This window comes from Actinomycetospora sp. CA-053990 (assembly GCF_050948445.1).
Lineage (GTDB): Bacteria > Actinomycetota > Actinomycetes > Mycobacteriales > Pseudonocardiaceae > Actinomycetospora > Actinomycetospora callitridis.
This window is the reverse complement of record NZ_CP192043.1, coordinates 981,124-1,000,488: the sequence shown is the minus strand read 5'-3', so window position 1 is coordinate 1,000,488 and position 19,365 is coordinate 981,124. Positions and strand designations below refer to the sequence as shown.

Annotated in this window: 18 protein-coding genes and 1 pseudogene; 9 read left to right on the top strand and 10 right to left on the bottom strand. The window is 74.0% G+C overall.

Going from position 1 to position 19,365, the window contains the following annotated elements:
- The first annotated feature begins 102 nt into the window (after nucleotides 1-102).
- Nucleotides 103-1,818, top strand: coding sequence for a DNA repair helicase XPB (locus ACQPYN_RS05170; RefSeq protein WP_433034304.1), 1,716 nt, complete (start codon nucleotides 103-105; stop codon nucleotides 1,816-1,818).
- A 13-nt stretch (nucleotides 1,819-1,831) separates the two neighbouring features.
- On the opposite strand, the gene ACQPYN_RS05165 is transcribed toward ACQPYN_RS05170, so the two are convergent.
- A complete protein-coding gene (locus tag ACQPYN_RS05165) occupies nucleotides 1,832-2,293 on the bottom strand; it encodes an ester cyclase (RefSeq protein WP_433034302.1) in 462 nt (153 codons plus the stop codon).
- Between the two features lie 103 nt (nucleotides 2,294-2,396).
- Between ACQPYN_RS05165 and ACQPYN_RS05160 the strand changes: the two genes are divergently transcribed.
- The 3 genes from ACQPYN_RS05160 to ACQPYN_RS05150 all read left to right on the top strand — a co-directional run bounded on the left by ACQPYN_RS05160 (nucleotide 2,397) and on the right by ACQPYN_RS05150 (nucleotide 4,189).
- Nucleotides 2,397-2,858, top strand: coding sequence for a GNAT family N-acetyltransferase (locus tag ACQPYN_RS05160; protein WP_433034299.1), 462 nt, complete (start codon nucleotides 2,397-2,399; stop codon nucleotides 2,856-2,858).
- A 232-nt stretch (nucleotides 2,859-3,090) separates the two neighbouring features.
- The gene (locus ACQPYN_RS05155) at nucleotides 3,091-3,651 is read left to right on the top strand and encodes an N-acetyltransferase family protein (RefSeq protein WP_433034297.1); all 561 of its coding nucleotides are present in this window, start codon (nucleotides 3,091-3,093) and stop codon (nucleotides 3,649-3,651) included.
- Nucleotides 3,652-3,661: 10 nt separating this feature from the next.
- Complete coding sequence (locus ACQPYN_RS05150) at nucleotides 3,662-4,189, top strand: cysteine dioxygenase (protein ID WP_433034295.1); 528 nt, start codon at nucleotides 3,662-3,664, stop codon at nucleotides 4,187-4,189.
- A 3-nt stretch (nucleotides 4,190-4,192) separates the two neighbouring features.
- Here ACQPYN_RS05150 and ACQPYN_RS05145 read toward each other — a convergent pair whose 3' ends face one another.
- The 6 genes from ACQPYN_RS05145 to ACQPYN_RS05120 all read right to left on the bottom strand — a co-directional run bounded on the left by ACQPYN_RS05145 (nucleotide 4,193) and on the right by ACQPYN_RS05120 (nucleotide 10,377).
- Nucleotides 4,193-4,627 carry a YccF domain-containing protein gene (locus tag ACQPYN_RS05145; RefSeq protein WP_433038736.1) on the bottom strand — a complete coding sequence of 145 codons (435 nt, stop codon included), beginning with the start codon at nucleotides 4,625-4,627 and terminating at the stop codon, nucleotides 4,193-4,195.
- Nucleotides 4,628-4,671: 44 nt separating this feature from the next.
- Nucleotides 4,672-5,970 carry an MFS transporter gene (locus tag ACQPYN_RS05140; protein WP_433034293.1) on the bottom strand — a complete coding sequence of 433 codons (1,299 nt, stop codon included), beginning with the start codon at nucleotides 5,968-5,970 and terminating at the stop codon, nucleotides 4,672-4,674.
- 67 nt (nucleotides 5,971-6,037) lie between these two features.
- Nucleotides 6,038-7,066, bottom strand: coding sequence for an alcohol dehydrogenase catalytic domain-containing protein (locus ACQPYN_RS05135; RefSeq protein WP_433034291.1), 1,029 nt, complete (start codon nucleotides 7,064-7,066; stop codon nucleotides 6,038-6,040).
- A 1-nt stretch (nucleotide 7,067) separates the two neighbouring features.
- Nucleotides 7,068-8,723 (bottom strand): AMP-binding protein, encoded by a 1,656-nt coding sequence (locus ACQPYN_RS05130; protein ID WP_433034289.1) that lies wholly within the window; start codon nucleotides 8,721-8,723, stop codon nucleotides 7,068-7,070.
- Nucleotides 8,720-9,538: an alpha/beta fold hydrolase gene (locus tag ACQPYN_RS05125; protein ID WP_433038734.1), complete on the bottom strand. Its 819-nt coding sequence runs from the start codon at nucleotides 9,536-9,538 to the stop codon at nucleotides 8,720-8,722. Before ACQPYN_RS05125 ends, ACQPYN_RS05130 begins: the two co-directional genes overlap by 4 nt.
- Complete coding sequence (locus ACQPYN_RS05120) at nucleotides 9,538-10,377, bottom strand: MaoC/PaaZ C-terminal domain-containing protein (protein ID WP_433034287.1); 840 nt, start codon at nucleotides 10,375-10,377, stop codon at nucleotides 9,538-9,540. Before ACQPYN_RS05120 ends, ACQPYN_RS05125 begins: the two co-directional genes overlap by 1 nt.
- Nucleotides 10,378-10,481: 104 nt before the next feature.
- Between ACQPYN_RS05120 and ACQPYN_RS05115 the strand changes: the two genes are divergently transcribed.
- Both ACQPYN_RS05115 and ACQPYN_RS05110 read left to right on the top strand, forming a co-directional pair.
- Nucleotides 10,482-11,102, top strand: a complete 621-nt coding sequence (locus ACQPYN_RS05115; protein ID WP_433034285.1) for a TetR/AcrR family transcriptional regulator — start codon at nucleotides 10,482-10,484, stop codon at nucleotides 11,100-11,102.
- 92 nt (nucleotides 11,103-11,194) lie between these two features.
- The gene (locus ACQPYN_RS05110; RefSeq protein ID WP_433034283.1) at nucleotides 11,195-12,574 is read left to right on the top strand and encodes an MFS transporter; all 1,380 of its coding nucleotides are present in this window, start codon (nucleotides 11,195-11,197) and stop codon (nucleotides 12,572-12,574) included.
- Between the two features lie 92 nt (nucleotides 12,575-12,666).
- Here the strand turns inward: ACQPYN_RS05110 and groL are convergent, their stop codons facing one another.
- The 3 genes from groL to ACQPYN_RS05095 form a co-directional block, all read right to left on the bottom strand.
- Entirely contained in the window at nucleotides 12,667-14,301 is a 1,635-nt protein-coding gene (gene groL, locus ACQPYN_RS05105) for a chaperonin GroEL (protein WP_433034281.1), read from the bottom strand.
- Nucleotides 14,302-14,477: 176 nt separating this feature from the next.
- Nucleotides 14,478-14,648 carry a hypothetical protein gene (locus tag ACQPYN_RS05100; RefSeq protein ID WP_433034279.1) on the bottom strand — a complete coding sequence of 57 codons (171 nt, stop codon included), beginning with the start codon at nucleotides 14,646-14,648 and terminating at the stop codon, nucleotides 14,478-14,480.
- Nucleotides 14,645-15,856: a serine/threonine-protein kinase gene (locus ACQPYN_RS05095; RefSeq protein WP_433034277.1), complete on the bottom strand. Its 1,212-nt coding sequence runs from the start codon at nucleotides 15,854-15,856 to the stop codon at nucleotides 14,645-14,647. The genes ACQPYN_RS05100 and ACQPYN_RS05095 overlap by 4 nt, the downstream gene beginning before the upstream one ends.
- Nucleotides 15,857-15,986: 130 nt before the next feature.
- Between ACQPYN_RS05095 and moeA the strand changes: the two genes are divergently transcribed.
- The 3 genes and pseudogenes from moeA to pssA all read left to right on the top strand — a co-directional run.
- Nucleotides 15,987-17,237 carry a molybdopterin molybdotransferase MoeA gene (gene moeA, locus ACQPYN_RS05090; RefSeq protein ID WP_433038732.1) on the top strand — a complete coding sequence of 417 codons (1,251 nt, stop codon included), beginning with the start codon at nucleotides 15,987-15,989 and terminating at the stop codon, nucleotides 17,235-17,237.
- Between the two features lie 359 nt (nucleotides 17,238-17,596).
- Nucleotides 17,597-18,361 carry a phosphatidylserine decarboxylase gene (locus tag ACQPYN_RS05085; RefSeq protein ID WP_433034275.1) on the top strand — a complete coding sequence of 255 codons (765 nt, stop codon included), beginning with the start codon at nucleotides 17,597-17,599 and terminating at the stop codon, nucleotides 18,359-18,361.
- 8 nt (nucleotides 18,362-18,369) lie between these two features.
- A pseudogene (gene pssA, locus ACQPYN_RS05080) lies at nucleotides 18,370-19,296 on the top strand (CDP-diacylglycerol--serine O-phosphatidyltransferase); the annotation flags it as partial.
- Nucleotides 19,297-19,365: the final 69 nt, after the last annotated feature.

Genomic DNA, 19,365 nt, shown 5'->3' with positions numbered 1-19,365 from the left:
CCGTGCGCTCCCCGAGCGGCGTCCCAGCTCCGCCCGACGGTGTGTCGTACCGACGAGGACAATGGGACGGACCACCCGTCGATGTGCCCGGAGGTCGAGAGGTTGAGCCAGCCCGGCAACGGACCGCTCATCGTGCAGTCCGACAAGACCTTGCTGCTCGAGGTCGACCACGAGGCGGCGCCCGCCGCTCGCCAGGCGATTGCGCCGTTCGCCGAGCTCGAGCGCGCACCCGAGCACGTCCACACCTACCGCGTCACCCCGCTCGCGCTGTGGAACGCCCGCGCGGCGGGCCACGACGCGGAGCAGGTGGTCGACGCGCTCGTGCAGTACAGCCGCTACGCGGTCCCGCAGGCCCTGCTCGTCGACGTCGTCGACACCATGGGCCGCTACGGGCGCCTGCAGCTGACGAACTCCCCCGTGCACGGCCTGGTCATGATCTCCAACGACCGCGCCGTGCTCGAGGAGGTCCTGCGCAACAAGAAGATCAGCCCGATGATCGGCGACCGCATCGACGACGACACCGTCGTGGTGCACCCGTCGGAGCGCGGGCGCCTCAAGCAGGCGCTGCTCAAGGTCGGCTGGCCCGCCGAGGACCTCGCGGGCTACGTCGACGGCGAGGCCCACGCGATCGAGCTCGACCAGTCCGGCTGGCAGCTGCGCGACTACCAGGCCGACGCCGTCGAGGGGTTCTGGCACGGCGGCTCCGGCGTCGTCGTGCTCCCCTGCGGCGCGGGCAAGACCCTCGTCGGCGCCGCCGCGATGGCGCGGGCCGGGGCGACGACGCTGATCCTCGTCACCAACACCGTCGCCGGGCGGCAGTGGAAGCGCGAGCTCGTCGCGCGCACGTCGCTCACCGAGGACGAGATCGGCGAGTACTCCGGCGAGCGCAAGGAGATCCGCCCGGTCACCATCGCCACCTACCAGGTGATGACGCGCAAGACCAAGGGCGAGTTCCGGGCGCTGGAGCTGTTCGACACCCGCGACTGGGGGCTGATCATCTACGACGAGGTGCACCTGCTGCCCGCGCCGGTGTTCCGCATGACCTCCGACCTGCAGTCGCGCCGCCGCCTCGGCCTCACCGCGACGCTGGTGCGCGAGGACGGGCGCGAGGGCGACGTCTTCTCCCTCATCGGGCCGAAGCGCTACGACGCCCCGTGGCGCGACATCGAGGCCCAGGGGTGGGTGGCGCCCGCCGACTGCGTCGAGGTCCGCGTGACGATGACCGACAACGAGCGGATCATCTACGCCACCGCGGAGGCCGAGGAGCGCTACCGGCTCTGCGCGTGCGCGCGCACCAAGATCCCGGTGGTGAAGAGCATCCTGGCGCGCCACCCGGGGGAGCCGACGCTGGTCATCGGTGCCTACCTCGACCAGCTCGACGAGCTCGGCGTCGCCCTCGACGCCCCGGTGATCCAGGGCTCGACGAAGAACAAGGAGCGCGAGCTCCTGTTCGACCAGTTCCGGCGCGGTGAGCTCCCGGTGCTGGTGGTGTCGAAGGTCGCGAACTTCTCGATCGACCTGCCCGACGCGTCGGTGGCCATCCAGGTGTCCGGGACGTTCGGCTCCCGCCAGGAGGAGGCCCAGCGCCTCGGCCGCATCCTGCGCCCGAAGACCGACGGCCGGCAGGCGCACTTCTACTCGGTGGTCGCGCGGGACTCCGTCGACGCCGAGTACGCCGCGCACCGCCAGCGCTTCCTCGCCGAGCAGGGCTACGCCTACCGGATCGTCGACGCCGACGACCTGCTCGGGCCGGCCATCCCGGACGTCCCCACCGAGACCGAGGGCGAGCCCGAGACGGAGCGACCCGACCCCTCGTAGGGGGTTGTCCGGCTCAGGTGGTGTCCGCGAGCGCGACGACCCCGAGCCGGACGAGGTTCCCGAGCTCGTCGCCGGCCATCACGATGCCGCCGATCCGGCCGTCGACGAGGGTCAGGACGTCGATCACCCGGAGGTCGACGGCCCCGCCGGTGGCCGGCACGACGCCCAGCGCCGTGGGCAGCGGGCCGGTGTGCGTCCCGACCAGCCGGAACGCGACCACGACCTTGCCGGGGGCCTCCACCTGCTCGAGGACGACGCGCTCGAGCCCGCTGAAGGCGCCCTGGATCGCGCGGGCCCGGGCCAGCATGTCGGTGAGGCTCACGGACGTGCCGTTGACGTCGACGGGGTCGGTGTAGAGCTCGCCGAACTCGGCGAGGGCGGCGGTGTCGTCGGCGGGCAGCGGGCGCGACCAGAGATCCAGCAACCGGGTCACGAGATGAGCGCCGCCGTCCGGCCTCGTCGAGGAAGTGCTCACGGTGTCCTCCTGCTGCCCGGGGTGTCCGCACCGAGGCTAGGAGCCCTGCGGCGACATCGGGGGGAACCGCGAACCCGCTCGACACGGCCCGCACCATCGTCCGATGGACCACGGCCGTCTCCGCCCGGCCCGGATCGACGAGGCCGCCGCACTCGAGGACCTCATGCGCGAGGCCTCGATGATCTGGGACGACCACCGCGAGGATCTGCTCGCCCACCCCGACGCGATCGAGGTGCCGCGCGCGGACCTCCGGGCGGGTCGGGTCCGCGTCCACGAGGTCGACGGCACCGTCACCGGCTTCGCCACCGTCCTGGCCCTGCCCGACGGCACCGCCGAGCTCGACGCCCTGTTCGTGCGCCCGGCCCGGATGCGCCACGGCATCGGCGCCCGGCTCGTCGAGGACGCGGCACGGGCGGCCCGCGCGACCGGCGCACCGCTGCTCGTGGTCACCGCGAACCCCCGCGCCGAGGCCTTCTACGCCCGCTGCGGCTTCCGCACGGTCGGCGAGGCGCCCACCCGCTTCGGCCCCGCGATCCGCATGTACCGGGACCTGGCGCCGCCGTGAGCGCCACGTGGTCGGTGCTCGTCGCCTGACGTCGGGCCCGTGCAAGCCCTGCGTCCTCGCTGGCACTGGGTGCGCGGAAATCCGCTTCGTCGTGGGCAGCGCCCCGCGCCCGGCATGGGTACCGGCGCGCGCCGAGATGGGGAGTGCTCACCGACGAGGCGGGGGGTGCTCGCGCCGCAGGCTCGGTCCTGTCGCCGGACGAGGTGTCCGGCCGCGCGAGGGAGGACCCACCATGCATCTCGTCAGCACCTGGACCACCGGGGCTCCGGAGACACCCGGGCCCCGACCCCTCGGTCGTGCCCCCACCGTCCGCGAGCTCGGCCGGGGCGACGTCGACGTGCTCGACACGGTCTTCGCCGGCCTCTCCGACCACAGCCGCTACCTGCGCTTCCACGGCGCCACCCCGCGCCTGACCCGGGCGGTGCGCACGACGCTCGCCGCCGTCGACGGCCGGCGCCACATCGGCGTCGCGGCCTTCGGCCCGGACGGCGCGCCGATCGGCATCGCGCGGCTCATCTCCCTGGGGCTGCGGGACGCCGAGCTCGCCATCGAGGTCGTCGACACCTGGCAGGGATGCGGCGTCGGACGACGCCTGCTGCGCGCCGTCGCCGCCCGCGGCCGCGAGGAGGGCTACTCGCGCCTCGTCGCCGACGTGCTCACCGAGAACACCGGGATGCGCGTCCTGCTCGCCTCGGTGCTGCCGATCGTCACGGTCGAGACCCGCGGCCACGAGACGACCCTGACCGCCGACCTCACCGTCGGCATCCCGTCCCGCCTGATCGCCGCCGCCTGAGGAGCACGCCATGACCACCGCACTCGTCACCCCGCTGACCGCCCTGACCGACGACCTCGACGCCGCCGTGCGCGGCACGCACCCCGGCCGGGCCCGGGTCGACGCCGTCGGCCGAGCCCTCGCTCCGCACCTCGGTGATCCACGATTGCTCCGGCCGGAGCAGTGCGTCGGCGACGCCGCGCACTACCGGCAGCACGTCCTGCACGTCGCCGACGACGGTGCGTTCTCGCTGGTGGCGCTCGTGTGGCGGCCCGGGCAGACGACGCCGATCCACGACCACCTGTCGTGGTGCGTGGTCGGCGTCCACACCGGGGCGGAGCACGAGATCCGCTACCGCCGGGTGGGCGAGCACCTCGTCGTCGACGGCGAGGACGTCGCGGGTCCGGGGACCGTCACCGGGTTGCTGCCGCCGGGCGACATCCACCGCGTCACCAACACCGCGCCGGTCACGACGATCTCGCTGCACGTCTACGGGGTCGACGTCCGCCGTCTCGGGTCGAGCATCCGCCGGCGCTACGACCTGCCGGTGGTCGGCTGACGATCAGCGTCGCGCTGCCATCGGGGGCGCGGCGTGGTGCCCGTCCACCGCGAAGCCCCGCGGGTCGTCGGTGTCGACGATCCGGCGGCCGAGCGGGGTGAGCGACACCGGGATCATCTTGAGGTTCGCCCACGCGAACGGGATGCCGATGATGCTCACCGCCAGCGGGATGGCCGTGACGATGTGCCCGATCCCCAGCCACCAGCCGGCGACGATGATCCAGATGACGTTGCCCAGCGTGGAGCCCACACCGGCGTCCTGCCGGCGCTCGATGCGGCTGCCGAAGGGCCACAGCGCGAACAGGGCGATCCGGAACGACGCGATCCCCCACGGGATCGTGATGATCAGGATGCAGCAGATGATGCCCGCGAGCAGATAGCCGAGCGCCATCCACACCCCCGCCAGGACCAGCCAGACGAGGTTGAGGAGGGTCCGCAGCAGCGCCATGGCACCAGGGTGCCACCGCCTGCCCGTTTCGTCTGCTACATCAGCTGGCGGCCCTTGGTCTCGGGCATCGTCAGGATGATCAGGAACGCGATCAGGGCGCCGCCGGAGACGTACCAGAAGAACAGGTCGGGGCGGTCCGCCGCGGACAGCGCCGAGATCAGCAGCGGGGCGGTCCCGCCGAAGAGGGCGACCGTGAGGTTGTACCAGGCGCCGATGCCCAGGGCGCGCAGCTCGGTCGGGAACAGCTCGCTCATGACCGCCGGCGCGATCGAGGACATGAACGTGTAGAGCCCGAGCCCGACCGAGAAGACGATGATCAGGTTGAGCAGCGGCGGCCGGTCGGTGATCAGCAGGCTCAGCGGCACGGTGATCACGGTCATCAGTCCCGACCAGATCAGCAGCTGGGGCTTGCGCCCGAACCGGTCGGCCGCGGCGCCCATGGGGTACTGCAGGGCGATGAACACGACCGTCCCGATCGAGAGCGCGAGGAACACCTCGCTGCCGTCGGCGTCGCGGAACTGCACCGCGAACGGGGTCAGCGCGCTGAAGAACGTGTAGAAGCACAGCGTCGAGAGCAGCGTGAACCCGAAGAGCTGCAGGACCGCCTTCGGGTGCTGCGTGAGGGTCAGCAGCAGCGGGTTGCGCACGGCGCGGGCGCGTTCGGCGTTCTCCTCGAACTGCTCGGTCTCGGCGAGCGTGCGGCGCAGCCACAGCCCCAGCAGGCCGAGCAGGCCGCCGACCCCGAACGCGATGCGCCAGCCCCAGGTCTCCAGCTCGGGGCGCGACAGCGTCGTCGTCAGCACCAGGCCCAGGATCCCGGCGGCGAGCAGCGCGATGCCGGTGGAGATGTAGAAGAAGCTCGAGTAGCGGCCGCGGCGCGCCGACGGGGCGATCTCCGCCAGGTAGGCGCTCGCGTTGGAGACCTCGCCGCCGAGGCTCAGGCCCTGCGCGATGCGGGCGAGCAGCAGGAGGATCGGCGCCAGCCAGCCGACCATCTGATAGGTCGGCAGGATCGCGATGACGAACGACCCGCCCGCCATCAGCAGGATCGTCACGAGCATCGCCCAGCGACGCCCGCGGACGTCGGCGAGGCGGCCGAGCAGGATGCCGCCGAGCGGGCGGAAGAAGAAGGCGAGCGCGTAGGTGCTCGTCGTGCCGATCAGCGCGAGCGTCGGGCTCGACTTGTCGAAGAACTGCGACGAGAAGTAGACGGCGAACGTCGCGTAGATCGTCCAGTCGAACCACTCGATCGCGTTGCCGATGCTCGCGGCGACCAGGGTCCGCACCGGTAATTGGTGGCGCTCGGTACTCGTCGATGCGGACGTCTCACTCATCCGTGCCCCTTCCGCTCGCCCTCGTTGCGACGCACCGTAGGCGACCGGGCGCTCCCGGTACAGGCCGCTACTCCGCGACGATGCCGACCTTGCCGCCGACGCCGGCGTCGGCCGTCGCATAGGCCTGCGCGGCCTCGGCCAACGGGAACCGGTGGGTGATCACGCGCTCGGGGTGGAGGTCCCAGCGCGCGAGGCGCTCGAGGAGCTCGGACATCCGCCAGGTGGGCGCCACCCACGAGCCGTGGACGGTGAGCTGACGATGGATGAGGACCTCGCTGACGTCGACCGTCAGCGTCCCGCCCTCCCCGACGAGCGCGCAGCGTCCGTGCCGGCGGGTGTGCCGCAGGGCGGTGAGCTGGGCGGCGCCCGCGCCGGAGCACTCGACGGCCACCTCGGCGCCGTCGCCGAGGAGGTCGCCGAGCTCGTCGTCGTTCTCCACCGCGACGTCGACCGCGCCCAGCTCGCGGGCGAGCGCGCGGCGTTCGGGCGAGGGATCGGTGCCCACCACCCACGGCGAGCCCATGGCCGAGGCGAGCAGCCCGGCCGCGAGCCCGACGGGGCCGAGCCCGGTGACGAGCACCTGCTCGCCGCCCGCGAGCGCGACACGGCACAGCGCCTCGTAGGCGGTGGCGAAGCCGCAGGCCACGCAGGCCCCGTCGAGGAAGGTCAGCGAGTCGGGCAGCGGCAGGAGGTCGCGCTCGCGGGCCAGCAGCTGGTCGGCGTGCCCGCCGTCGCGCTGCCAGCCGTAGGCCTGACGGCGCGGCGAGGTGCAGCTGATCTGGTAGCCGCGGCGGCACTCGTCGCACTGCCCGCAGCCGCTGATGTGATAGACGACGACGCGGTCGCCGACCCGCACCCGCTCGACCTCCGGGCCGAGGGCGAGCACCTGCCCGCACGGCTCGTGCCCGCCGATGACGTCCTGGTAGGCCTCGGGACCCTCGCCCAGGTGCTCGCGGTAGATCGCCCGCAGGTCGCTGCCGCAGATCGTCGAGGCCCGCACCGCGAGGACCACCTCGCGCGGCCCGGGCTCGGGGTCGGGCACCTCGCGCAGGTCCACCCGGCGCCCGCCCGGCAGGTACACCCCTCGCACCGGCACCTCACCCCATCCCGAGAGCCCGCTCCGTCGCCCACCGACGCAGCTCCGCGGCCTTGATCTTGGTGCCGTTCGTGCCGGACGTCGTGGGCATCGCCTCGACGACGTGCACGGCCGCCGGCACCTTGAACCCCGCGAGCGTCGCGCGGCACCAGGCCACCAGATCCTCCCCCACCGGCGTCCGCCCCGCCGTCGCGACGACGAAGCCGACCGCGATCGTGGCCCCGTCCGCCCCGGGGACCCCGACGACCTTGGCCGTCGCGACGTCCTCGTGCGCCGCCAGCCGACGCTCGATCTCGGCGGGGTCCACGAGGAACCCGCGCAGCCGCAGGGCGTCGCCCCGCCGGCAGACGTAGACGAACGCGCCCTCGTCGACGAGCACGCCGAGGTCACCGGACCGGAACCAGCCGTCGGCGGTGAACGCGTCCGGCACCTCGGCACCGAGGTAGGCGTCGACGACGTTCGGGCCGCGGAACTGCACCTCGCCCTCGCGGCCGGGCTCGAGGACGGCGTCGGTGTCGGGGTCGACGACGCGAACGGCGATGTCGGGGTGCACCACGCGCCCGCCGCCGGTGAGGCGCCCGGGCGCGGGCTCGTCGTCGGGCCAGGTGGCGGCGAGCGCGAAGACCTCCGACGAGCCGTAGACGCCGGCGACCGTCGTGCCCTGCTCGCCCAGCCAGGCGGCCAGCTCGTGGGACCGGCCCTGGAAGTCCGCGACGCCCCACCACCGCCAGCTCGACAGGTCGCGGTGCGTCACGGACCACGCCTCGTGCAGCCGCAGGACGAGGTCGTCGCCGCTGGCGAGGTGCGTGACGCGGTGCGCCGCGACGTGGTCGAGCACGCGGTCGGCGTCGAAGGTGGGCTCGAGCAGCACCGTCGCGCCCGCCGCCAACCCGGCCATGATCGCGTTGTAGCCGAAGACCCCGGACAGCGGCAGCGCGCCGAGCACCACGTCGCCCTCGACGAGCCCGAGCACCGCGGCGTCGGCGACGGCGTGGGCCAGCACCGCCCGTGCCGTGTGCGCGGCGAGCTTCGGGAGGCCCGTCGAGCCGGACGTCGTGAACGCCACGGCGAGCGCGTCCGGGTCCGACGGTGCGGGGTCCGGGCCGTCGTCGCGCCGCGGGCTCCAGGCGCCGGCGCCGACATTGCAGGCTCCCGGCTCGGGGGTCGGTCCGCCCGGGCCGGTGACGACGGCGACCTCGGGCACCACACCGGAGCGCTCGACGGCCGCGCGGAGGCGGTCGAGCAGGTCGAGCCCGTGGAACCCCTGGGCCAGGGCGACGAGCCGCGGCCGTGCACGCTCGAGCAGGTGGGTGACCTCCTCGAGGCCGTAGCGGGTGTTGATGCCGACGACGTGCGCCTCGCGTGCCGCGACCGCGGCCTGCCAGACCAGGGCGTCGCTCCAGTTCGGCATCCACACCGCGACGGCGTCGCCACGCCCGATCCCGTGCGCGCGCAGCTCCTCGGCGAGCGCACGGGTCCGCCGCCAGAGCTCGCCGCGGCTCACGGCGTGGGTCACGCCGTCGGGCGTGGTGTCGAGCACGGCGGTGACGTCGGGGTCGCGACGGGCGAGGCGGTGGAGGAGGTCCGGGAAGTCGGTCGGGGCCTCGTGCGGGGCGGGGAACGCGCTCACGGCGTGCGGGGTCACGACGGTGGTCACGAGGCTTCCCGGGCCGGCGCGAGCTCGCGGAGCCAGCCGTCGAGGACGGCGTCGAAGTCCGCGATCTCCTCCATCGGGTAGTGGCCGATGCCCTCCAGCACGGTGCAGCGCCCGACCGGGATGCCGGCGGCGGCCCGGCGCACGCGCTCGACGTCGAGCCACAGGTCGTCATCGCCCACGACGAGGTGCGCGGGACAGGTGATCCGGGGCAGGTCCTCGCGCAGGTCGTGGGTCGCCCAGCCCAGCAGGTCGGAGGTGGACACGGCCGGATCCTCCCGCCGGTGCATGGTCGCGATGAGCTCGGCCCGCTCGCGGGCCACGCGGCGGCCGATCACCGCGAGCGTCCCGAGGTGGGTGCGATCGGTGCGGCTGGGGGCGGCGACGTCGGAGAGCTCCCGGCGCAGGCCGCGCAGCGACGGGCGCCCGCCGGTGTGCGCGTCGGCCGCCATGGCGACGACGCCGGCGAGCCGGTCCGGCGCGCGGACGGCGACGTCGAGGGCGATCTTCCCGCCGATCGAGCAGCCGACCACCGCAGGCCGTTCCAGGCCGAGGTGCGCGACGAGGTCCAGGCACCAGGCGGCGTAGTCACCGAGGTCGGTCACCGGCCCGCCGGGAGCGGGCTCGGAGCGGCCGTGGCCGGGCAGGTCGGGCACGACGACCCGGTACCCGCGCGCGGCGAGGGCGGGCGCGGTGTGACGCCACTGCACGCCGCTCTGACCGGCGGTGTGCAGGCAGAGAACGGGCGGGGCATCGGGCTCGCCGTGCTGCTCGACGAAGGCGAGGGTGCCGCCGACCGTCAGGTACTCGGCGCGCATCACGCGATCTCCCGGACGGCGTCGACGAGACGGTGGAGCGCGGAGGTCAGCCGCAGGTACTCGTAGCCGTCGCCGGTGACCGTGAAGCGCCCGGCCATGGCCAGGCGCATGAACGGGTTCTCGGGGGCCTCGACGATCTCGAGCCACGTCGCGGCGTCGGCGCCCAAGACGAACGTCGCGCCGCGCGGGGCGCGTCGGGCGACGTCGATGACGCGCCCGCGGTAGACGCGCAGGTGCACCTCGTCGTCACCCGAGCGCAGGCCGATCGTGCCGTCCCAGCTGGACAGGTCCTCGGCGATGTCCGATCGGCCGGTGATCGCCTCGGCCCAGGCCACCGTGCCGAAGGCGCGCCCGGCCGGGTCGGGGCCGGTGCCCCGCGCGGCGACGAGCGCGCTCGTCGTCCCCTCCTGGACGGTCGCGCCGTCGGCGGTGACCAGGCGCATGTGCCGGGTGACGACGCCGCGGTCGCCCGCCGAGGTCCGGTGGCAGCGCACGATCGTCACCTCGAGGGTGACCGTGTCGCCGACCCGGAGCGGGCGGCGGTAGGCCCAGTGGGTGTCGAGGAGCCCGAGCACCGCCTCCCCGTGGATCCCGAGCCCCTGGAGCAGGCCCATCGCCACGGCGATCCCGAACGGTCCCTGCAGCATCGCGTCCGGGCCCACGTGCAGGGGGTGGTCGTCGCCGCTGAGCCGGGTGAAGGTCGCGAGGTCGTCGTCCGTCACCGGGCGCGGCGGGCTCGTCCACCGCTGGCCCACCGCGAAGTCCTCGAAGCACCGCCCCTCCGCGGTGCCGGGGGACGTCGTCGGGGACACGGCGGTCCGCCCAGCCAGATCGGTCACGCAGGTTCCTCCGCCCACCACACGAACGACTGTTCGTGTGTCAATTCATCATCCGCCGCCCGACGCGTCAAGCAGGGGCCCGACGGCCCTCTAGGCTGGCCGACGTGAACGCGCGTTCGACGGCCTCGCTCGTGGGCGACACCGGCCGGGGCCACGAGGCCGCGATCCTCAACGCCGCCCTCGAGGCGTTCGGCGACAAGGGGTTCCACGGGGCGTCGATGCGCGACGTGGCACGCGGGGCGGGCACCAGCCTCTCGAACCTCTACAACTACTTCCCGTCCAAGTCGCGCCTGCTGGCCGAGGTTCTGCGCCACGCCAACGACGAGCTGGTCACGCGGCTGCACGTCGCCGTCGACGAGGCCGGCGACGACGCGGTGCCGCGGATGCGCGAGGCGGTCCGCGCCTACGTGCGCTTCGTCGTCGACCACCAGCTCGCGATGGTCGTCTCCACCAACGAGGTGCGCTACCTCGACGGGGAGGACCGGGAGCGCCTGGTGCTCGACCGGGACGCGACGCAGGCGGTGTTCGAGGACATCGTCGCCCAGGGCGTCGCCTCCGGGGAGTTCCGCACGCCGTACCCCGCCGACGCCGCCCGCAGCGTGCTCTCGGGGCTGGCGGGCGTGGCCGCCTGGTACCGCCCGGACGGCCGACTCTCGCGCGGCCAGCTCGCCGAGCAGCAGGCGCGGTACGCCCTCGCGCTCCTGGAGAGCCCGCTCCCGCGCTGAGTCTTGCCGTCCACGGCGCTGCCCTCTTACGGTACGAACGATCGTTCGTACCGGCGTCGCGACGGCGCCGTCGCCATCGGAGGGCAAGTGCCGTGACCGAGACCCATCCCGACACGCCGCCCCGCATGGGACGGCTCGCGACGGCCGCCGTCTTCGCGACGACGCTGGAGTGGTTCGACTTCCTGATCTACGCCACCGCGGCCGCCCTGGTGCTGGGGCCGCAGTTCTTCCCGTCGTCGAACCCGGTGGCCGGGACGCTGGCGTCGTTCGCGACCTTCGCCGTCGGCTTCGTCGCCCGGCCCCTCGGCGGCATCATCGCCGGCCACGCGGGCGACCGGTACGGCCGCAAGCCCCCGCTCGTCGCGGCGATGCTCGTCATGGGCGTGGCGACGTTCGCCATCGGCGTGCTGCCGAACTACGCGGCCATCGGCGTCTGGGCCCCGATCCTGCTCGTCGTCGCCCGCCTCGTGCAGGGCCTCGGCGTCGGCGCGCAGTGGGGCGGCGCGGCCCTGCTGCTCACCGAGCACGCGCCGACCGAGCGTCGCGGGTTCTACGGCAGCCTCGTGCAGACCGGCGCCGTCCTCGGGGCCGTCGCCGGCAACCTCTTCTTCCTGATCCTCACCGCGACGCTGTCCGACGAGCAGTTCACGAGCTGGGGCTGGCGCGTCCCGTTCCTGTCCGGCGTGGTGCTCGTGCTGATCGGGCTCTACGTGCAGCTCAAGATCGAGGACACCCCGGTGTTCAAGGCCCTGCAGGCGAGCTCGGCGGCTGCGAAGCGCGAGGCCGGATTGAGCAAGGCGCCGCTGCTCCAGGCGATCCGGCGCTACTGGAAGGAGATCCTCCAGGCGACCGGCGCGTTCTTCGTCGTCAATGCGACCTTCTACATCCTCATCAGCGGCGTCCTGGACTACGCGACCAAGACCGTCGGGATGACGCGTACCTCGATCCTGCTGTGCGTCATGGGTGCCGGGCTCACCCAGGTGATCACCATGCCGTTCTTCGGCGCGCTCACCGACCGGCTGGGCTCGCGCAAGCAGCTCTACCTCGCCGGCACGGTCGGCATGGCCATCTGGGCGTTCCCGCTGTTCTGGCTGCTCGACAGCGGCTCGGTCCCGCTCGTCTTCCTCGCCCTGCTCGTCGGGTTCACGATCCACGCGACGATGTACGGGCCGCAGGCCAGCCTGTACGCCGAGATGTTCCCGGCCGACGTCCGCTACTCGGGCGCTTCCCTGGGATACCAGTTCGCCTCGGTGTTCGCGGGCGGACTCGCGCCGTTCATCATGACCGCGCTCCTCGCCGCCACCGGCGCGTCCTGGTCGGTGTCGCTCTACATCATCGCCACCGCCGTGGTGACGTTCCTCGCCGTCGCCACCATCCGCGAGCGCTTCCGCCGCGACCTCTACGAGACCTCCGCGGACGAGGACGCCGCGGCGTCGGCCGCCCGTCGCCCGGAGTCGTCGCCGGCCCGCTGACCGGGCCGACTCCGGAACCCACGCACGACGAAGGGCCGCACCCCCGAGGGGATGCGGCCCTTCGCGTGATCAGCTGACGCTGACGGCGTGGATCAGAAGTCCATGCCGCCCATGCCGCCGGTCGGGTCGCCGCCGGCGCCGGCGCCGGCCTTCTCCGGCTTGTCCGCGACCACGGCCTCCGTGGTCAGGAACAGCGCGGCGATCGACGCGGCGTTCTGCAGCGCCGAGCGGGTGACCTTGGCGGGGTCGATGATGCCCGCGGCGATGAGGTCCTTGTACTCGCCGGTGGCGGCGTCGAGGCCCTCACCGGTGTTGAGTCCGCGGACCTTCTCCGCCACGACGCCGGGCTCGTGGCCGGCGTTGTGGGCGATCTGCTTCAGCGGCGCCTCGAGCGCGGTGCGCACGATGTTGGCGCCGGTGGCCTCGTCCCCGTCGAGCCCGAGGCCCGAGAAGACGTCGCCGACCGAGGCCTGCAGCAGGGCGACGCCGCCGCCGGCGACGATGCCCTCCTCGACCGCGGCCTTGGCGTTGCGCACCGCGTCCTCGATGCGGTGCTTGCGCTCCTTGAGCTCGACCTCGGTGGCGGCACCGGCGCGGATCACCGCGACGCCGCCGGCCAGCTTCGCGAGGCGCTCCTGGAGCTTCTCGCGGTCGTAGTCCGAGTCGCTGCGCTCGATCTCCGAGCGGATCTGCGTGACGCGGCCCTGGATCTGGTCCGGGGAGCCGGCGCCGTCGACGATCGTGGTCTCGTCCTTGGAGACGGTGACCTTGCGAGCGCGGCCCAGCAGGGTGAGGTCGGCCGTCTCGAGCTTGAGGCCGACCTCCTCCGAGATGACCTCGCCGCCGGTGAGGATGGCCATGTCGGCCAGCATCGCCTTGCGGCGGTCACCGAAGCCGGGAGCCTTGACGGCGACCGACTTGAAGGTGCCGCGAATCTTGTTGACGACCAGGGTGGCCAGGGCCTCGCCCTCGACGTCCTCGCAGATGATCGCGAGCGGCTTGCCGGACTGCATGACCTTCTCCAGCAGCGGGAGCAGGTCCTTCACCGACGAGATCTTGGAGGACATGAGCAGGATGTAGGGGTCGTCGAGCTCCGCCTCCATCCGGTCCTGGTCGGTGACGAAGTAGGGCGAGATGTAGCCCTTGTCGAAGCGCATGCCCTCGGTGAGCTCGAGCTCGAGCCCGAAGGTCTGCGACTCCTCGACGGTGATGACGCCTTCCTTGCCGACCTTGTCCATCGCCTCGGCGATGAGCTCGCCGATCTGCGAGTCACCGGCCGAGATCGACGCGGTGGCGGCGATCTGCTCCTTGGTCTCGACCTCCTTGGCCGACTTCAGGAGCTGCTGCGAGACAGCCTCGGTGGCCTTCTCGATGCCCTTCTTCAGAGCCATCGGGTTGGCACCGGCGGCGACGTTGCGCAGACCCTCGCGCACGAGCGCCTGGGCGAGGACGGTCGCGGTGGTCGTACCGTCACCGGCGACGTCGTCGGTCTTCTTCGCGACCTCCTTGACGAGCTCGGCCCCGATCTTCTCCCAGGGGTCCTCGAGCTCGATCTCCTTCGCGATCGAGACGCCGTCGTTGGTGATCGTGGGGGCGCCCCACTTCTTCTCCAGGACGACGTTGCGGCCACGCGGGCCGAGGGTCACCTTGACGGCGTCCGCGAGGGTGTTCATCCCACGCTCGAGGCCGCGACGGGCCTCTTCGTCGAACGCGATCATCTTGGCCATACGGGTGGTCCTCCGATGTGGACACGTGTGCGCGGTCAGGCGGTGCCCGCGACGGACGACCGGCTCCATTACGCCGGCCTCACCGACCCGACCTGGCACTCGACACTAGCGAGTGCCAACGCCATGTTGGCACTCGGGTGGGGCGAGTGCAACTGAGGTGGCCCGGGGTGTCGGCGTCAGGCCAGGAGCAGGACGAGCAGCACCACGAGCACCAGGAGCACGGCGGCGCCGGCGAGGACGACGACCCGTTGCGGAACGGCTCCCGTGTTGCGGGCGAACGACCCGTCGCGGTCGGGCGGCACGGGGTCGCGCAGGCGCATCGGCGGCGCGACCGAGGACCGCGTCAACGGGCCCGGCGGCGGGCCGGGGGTCCCGCCGCGCCGGGGTGTCCGGGCCGGCCGGGCGCCGGGAACGGGCCGGACGGCGGACGCCCCGGAGGCGGGGGCCCGGACGGTGCACCGCGCGGTGGGGTCGTCGGCGGGGTGCTGCTCGCGGGTGCCGGCGCCGCGTCCGGGGCGGCCTCGGGCTGCCGCCCGTCGCCCGTGGGGACCTCGTCCGGGGCCGAGGAGGTGCCGTTCCTCGCGGCGCCCACGGCGGGGACGGGCGGCACCGCGGCAACGGGCGCGACCGGACGCACCGGGGGCACGCGGGGCGGGCCGGGTGGGCGAGTGGCGTGGCGTCGCGGCGGCGGACCCACCAGCGGCGCCGGGCCCGGGACCGTCAGCGCACCCCGGGCGGCCTCGATCACGGCGCTGGCCGACTCGTGGCGGCGCGGGCGGTCGGGGTCCATGCCCCGGTGGACGACGTCGTCGATGCGCGGGTCGAGCCCGGCGAGCTCGGCGGCCGACGGGACCTCGCCGCCCAGGTGGCCCTCGATGACCTCGGTGACCGAGCCGAGGTAGGGCGCGCGGCCGGTGAGACAGGTGAAGAGGACGCAGGTCAGCGAGTAGACGTCGGTGCGCGCGTCGACGGGCTCGCCGCGCAGGTGCTCGGGCGCGGCGTAGGTGGGCGAGCCGAGGAAGTCGCCGCCCGAGGTGCGGTGGCCGGTGGCGCCGCGGCGGGTGAGGCCGAAGTCGGCGAGATAGACGTGCTCGCCTGCGGACTCCCGCGTCGTCACCAGGACGTTGGCGGGCTTGACGTCGAGGTGCACGAGGCCGCGGGCGTGCACGGCGTCGAGGGCGTCGGCGACCTGGCCGAGCAGCCGCAGCGTCCGGGCCACCGTCAGGGGCCTGCCGTCGATGACGCTGGCGAGGTCCGGGCCCTCGACGTGGCGCATCGCGATGTAGAGGTGGCCGTCGGTCTCGTCGAAGTCGTAGAGCGGTACGACGTGCGAGTGGTCGACGGCCGAGGTGTTGCGGGCCTCGTCGGTGAAGCGCTCGCGGAACTCGCGGTCGGCGGCGAGGGCCTCGTCGATGACCTTGAGCGCGACGCGGCGCCCGAGCCGGGTGTCGGTGGCGCGGTAGAGCACGCTCATCCCGCCGCGGCCGATCACCCCGTCCACGCGGAAGTGACCGAGCCGCTGCCCGGTCAGGTCCTGCGTGTTCCGGTCCGCCACGCCGACGACCCTAACGCCGCGGAGGTGCTCCCCCGGGCCGGATCGCGGGGCCCGATCGCGAGGTCACGCGGCGGGCGGGACGATGCGCGCCGTGACGGGACACGGGCACGACCACGGCAATCCCTCGGCCATGCGGCCGGTCGCCGAGCACGCCGAGGCCGTGGCCGCCCTGCTGGGGCCGACGGCGACGGAGACGGTGCCGCTGGCCGGGGCGCTGGGACGGATCCTCGCCGAGGACCTCGTCTCCCCGATGGCGCTGCCGCCGTTCTCGAACTCGGCGATGGACGGCTACGCGGTGCGCAGCGCCGATCTGGCGGACCTGCCCGCCGAGCTGCCCGTCGCCGCCGACATCCCGGCCGGGCGCACCGACGGCCCCGCCCTCGACGGCGGCACCGCGCACCGGATCATGACCGGCGCCGCGATGCCGGACGGCGCGGACGCGGTGGTGCAGGTCGAGTGGACGGACGCCGGCACCGAGCGGGTGCGCATCGACCGGGCGGTCGCCGCCGGGCAGAACGTGCGGGTCGCCGGCGAGGACGTCACCGCGGGCCAGGTCGTGCTGCCCGCGGGCACGGTGCTCGGCCCCGCCCAGGTCGGGCTCGCCGCGGCCGTCGGCGCCGGGTCGCTCGCGGTGCGCCGCAGGCCGCGGGTGCTCGTGCTCTCCACCGGCTCCGAGCTCGTCGCCCCGGGCGAGCCGCTGCGCCACGGCCAGATCCACGAGTCGAACGGGCCGATGCTCGCCGCGGCGGTCACCGACGCGGGCGCGGTCGCCGAGCTCCTGCGCTTCGTGCCCGACGACGTCGATCAGTTCCTCGGGACCCTCGACGAGGCCCTCGCGGCCCGCGCCGACGACCCCGTCGACCTCGTCCTGACCTCGGGCGGGGTCAGCGCCGGGGCCTACGAGGTGGTCAAGGACGCCTTCAGCCTCCCGCGCAGCGCAGCGGAGCCGGGTCGAGAACCAGCCCGCGGGATCACGTTCGCCAAGGTCGCGATGCAGCCGGGCATGCCGCAGGGCCTCGGGCACCACCACGGCCCGACGGGCGACGTCGCGGTGGTGACGCTGCCGGGCAACCCGGTGAGCTCGCTGGTGTCGTTCGAGGTCTTCGTCCGCCCGGTCCTGCGCGCCGCCCTCGGCCACCCGCAGCCCGGTCGGCCACGCGTGCGGGCCCGCCTGGCCGAGCCCCTGGACTCCCCGCCCGGGCGCCGCCAGTTCCGTCGCGGGCGCCTGAACGCCGTCGACGGGACGGTGACCGCGGTGGGCGCGCCGGGCTCGCACCTGCTCGCCGCTCTGGCCCGCGCGGACTGCCTGCTCGTGGTCGGCGAGGAGACGACGCGCGTCGAGGCCGGCGAGGCCGTCGAGGTGTGGCTCCTGGACGGGTGATGCGCGTGGGGCTCGATGGAGCCCCCGGGCAGGGGGCTCGACCGGGGGTCCACCCTCCTGTCGAGCGCTCCGGTTGCGCCGTTGGAGCGACCCGGACTTCCGCCGTGAGGCGACATCGGGCACCATGTGTGACAGGTGTCATCGACAGCGTCTCGACGCGTCCGGACACCTGACCGGGTGGGCCCCTCACAGGACCAACCGCTTGTCGCTGGGGAGCGGACGAGCGGTTCCCGGCCGGGGTCGCCGACTCGGGGGTTGGCGGCCCCGGCCCCATCCCGGGCCTTCCCACCTCGTCGCACCTCCCGCCCGGCCGATAGGTTTCGTGCGCGCGCCGTCGACGAGAGGGATCCGTACCGACGATGGTCCTGTCCGACCACTCCCCCCGAGAGGCCGACCGCCCGTCCGGCCCGCCCGGCGGCACGGTGCGACACGCGTTGACCCTGGTCCGCGACACCCTGCCCCCGCTGCACCCCGGCGGTCGGCCCGTGATCGGCGCGGTCGCCGCCGCCGCGTTCGGCCTGCGCGCCCTGCGCGGGCGGGGCACGTTCGCCGCCCTCGCCGTCACCGCAGGCGTCGCCGCCTTCTTCCGCGCGCCGCACCGGCAGACACCGCGTCGCGCCGGCATCGCGGTGGCGCCCGCGGACGGCACCGTGAGCCTCGTGGACACCGCCGAGCCGCCCGACGACCTCGTCGCCCTCGGCCTCCCGCCCGGCCCGCGCCCGCGGGTGAGCGTGTTCCTCTCCGTCTACGACGTGCACGTGCAGCGCGTCCCGGTCGACGGCCAGGTCCAGGCCGTCGAGCACCGTCCCGGCGGCTACCTGTCCGCCGACCTGCCCGCGGCCAGCGACACCAACGCCCGCACCGCGATGTGGGTGCACGGCACCGACGGCCACGACCTCGCCGTCCTGCAGATCGCCGGCCTGGTGGCGCGGCGCATCCTGTGCGACGCGGCGCCGGGTGACGAGGTGCGGGCGGGCGACGTCTACGGGCTCATCCGGTTCGGCTCGCGGGTCGACCTGCTGCTCCCCCCGGGCAGCACCGTCCGCGTCGAGCCCGGCCAGCGCGCCGTCGGCGGCGAGACGGTGCTCGCGGATCTCCCGGACGCCGGGACACTCCCCCGGTGACGCCCGACATCGCCGAGCGCAGCGGCGGCCGCGGGGTGCGCCTGCTGCCGAACGCGGTCACGGTCCTCGCGCTGTGCTCCGGGCTCTCCGGCGTGCAGTTCATGCTCACGGACAACCGCGCCGCCGCCCTCGCCGCGATCACCCTCGCCGCGGTGTTCGACGCCCTCGACGGGCGGCTGGCCCGTCTCCTCGACGCCACCAGCCGCATGGGGGCCGAGCTCGACTCGCTCTCGGACTGCATCTCGTTCGGGGTGTCGCCCGCGCTGATCCTGTTCCTCTGGACGCTCAACGACATCCGCATCGGCTGGGTGGTCGCGCTCGCCATGGTCGTGTCGGCGGCGCTGCGTCTCGCCCGCTTCAACACGCTCTCCGACGACGAGGAGGCCCCACCGTACGCGGGCGAGTTCTTCGTCGGCGTCCCCTCGCCCGCCGGCGCGCTCGTCGCGCTGGCCCCGCTGGCGCTCGACGTCCAGCTCGGCCCGGGCTTCTGGTCGCAGCCGATCGTGGTGTCGGTGTGGACGGTGATGGTCGGCGCGCTGATGATCAGCCGGGTGCCGACGGCGTCGCTGAAGAGCGTGCGGGTGCCGCCGCGGCTCGTCGCCCCACTGCTCGTGGTCGTCGCGCTCGCCGCCGCCGCGCTGGTGACCTTCCCGTTCGTCGTCTACGCCGTCGCCGTCGGCGCCTATCTGCTGCACATCCCCTACGCGGCCAACCGCTACCGCTGGCTGGGCCGCCACCCCGAGGTCTGGCACGTGCCGCCGCGCCAGCGCCGCGCGGTGCGTCGCGCCCACCGCCGGCTCGGGCTGGCGCCGCCCCGGCGTCCGCTGCGCCGACGGGTCGCCGGCGCCGCCGCGCGCGCCGGGAGCGCCGCCCGCAACATCGGCCGCGACCGGGACCGGGACCGCAACGGCGACGGCGACTACCCCCGCGAGTTCGACTACCAGCGGGACTACGAGCGCGACCGCGCCCGCGGCCCGGAGCGCACCGGCCCGCTGCCCCGCCCA

Excerpts from the sequence above, each read along its gene's own strand:
- ACQPYN_RS05160 (WP_433034299.1), top strand. The coding sequence starts at position 2,397 with ATGGACCACGGCCGTCTCCGCCCGGCCCGGATCGACGAGGCCGCCGCA.
- ACQPYN_RS05155 (WP_433034297.1), top strand. The coding sequence starts at position 3,091 with ATGCATCTCGTCAGCACCTGGACCACCGGGGCTCCGGAGACACCCGGG.
- ACQPYN_RS05150 (WP_433034295.1), top strand. The coding sequence starts at position 3,662 with ATGACCACCGCACTCGTCACCCCGCTGACCGCCCTGACCGACGACCTC.
- ACQPYN_RS05140 (WP_433034293.1), bottom strand. The coding sequence starts at position 5,970 with ATGAGTGAGACGTCCGCATCGACGAGTACCGAGCGCCACCAATTACCG.
- ACQPYN_RS05125 (WP_433038734.1), bottom strand. The coding sequence starts at position 9,538 with ATGCGCGCCGAGTACCTGACGGTCGGCGGCACCCTCGCCTTCGTCGAG.
- groL (WP_433034281.1), bottom strand. The coding sequence starts at position 14,301 with ATGGCCAAGATGATCGCGTTCGACGAAGAGGCCCGTCGCGGCCTCGAG.
- moeA (WP_433038732.1), top strand. The coding sequence starts at position 15,987 with ATGCGGCCGGTCGCCGAGCACGCCGAGGCCGTGGCCGCCCTGCTGGGG.
- ACQPYN_RS05085 (WP_433034275.1), top strand. The coding sequence starts at position 17,597 with ATGGTCCTGTCCGACCACTCCCCCCGAGAGGCCGACCGCCCGTCCGGC.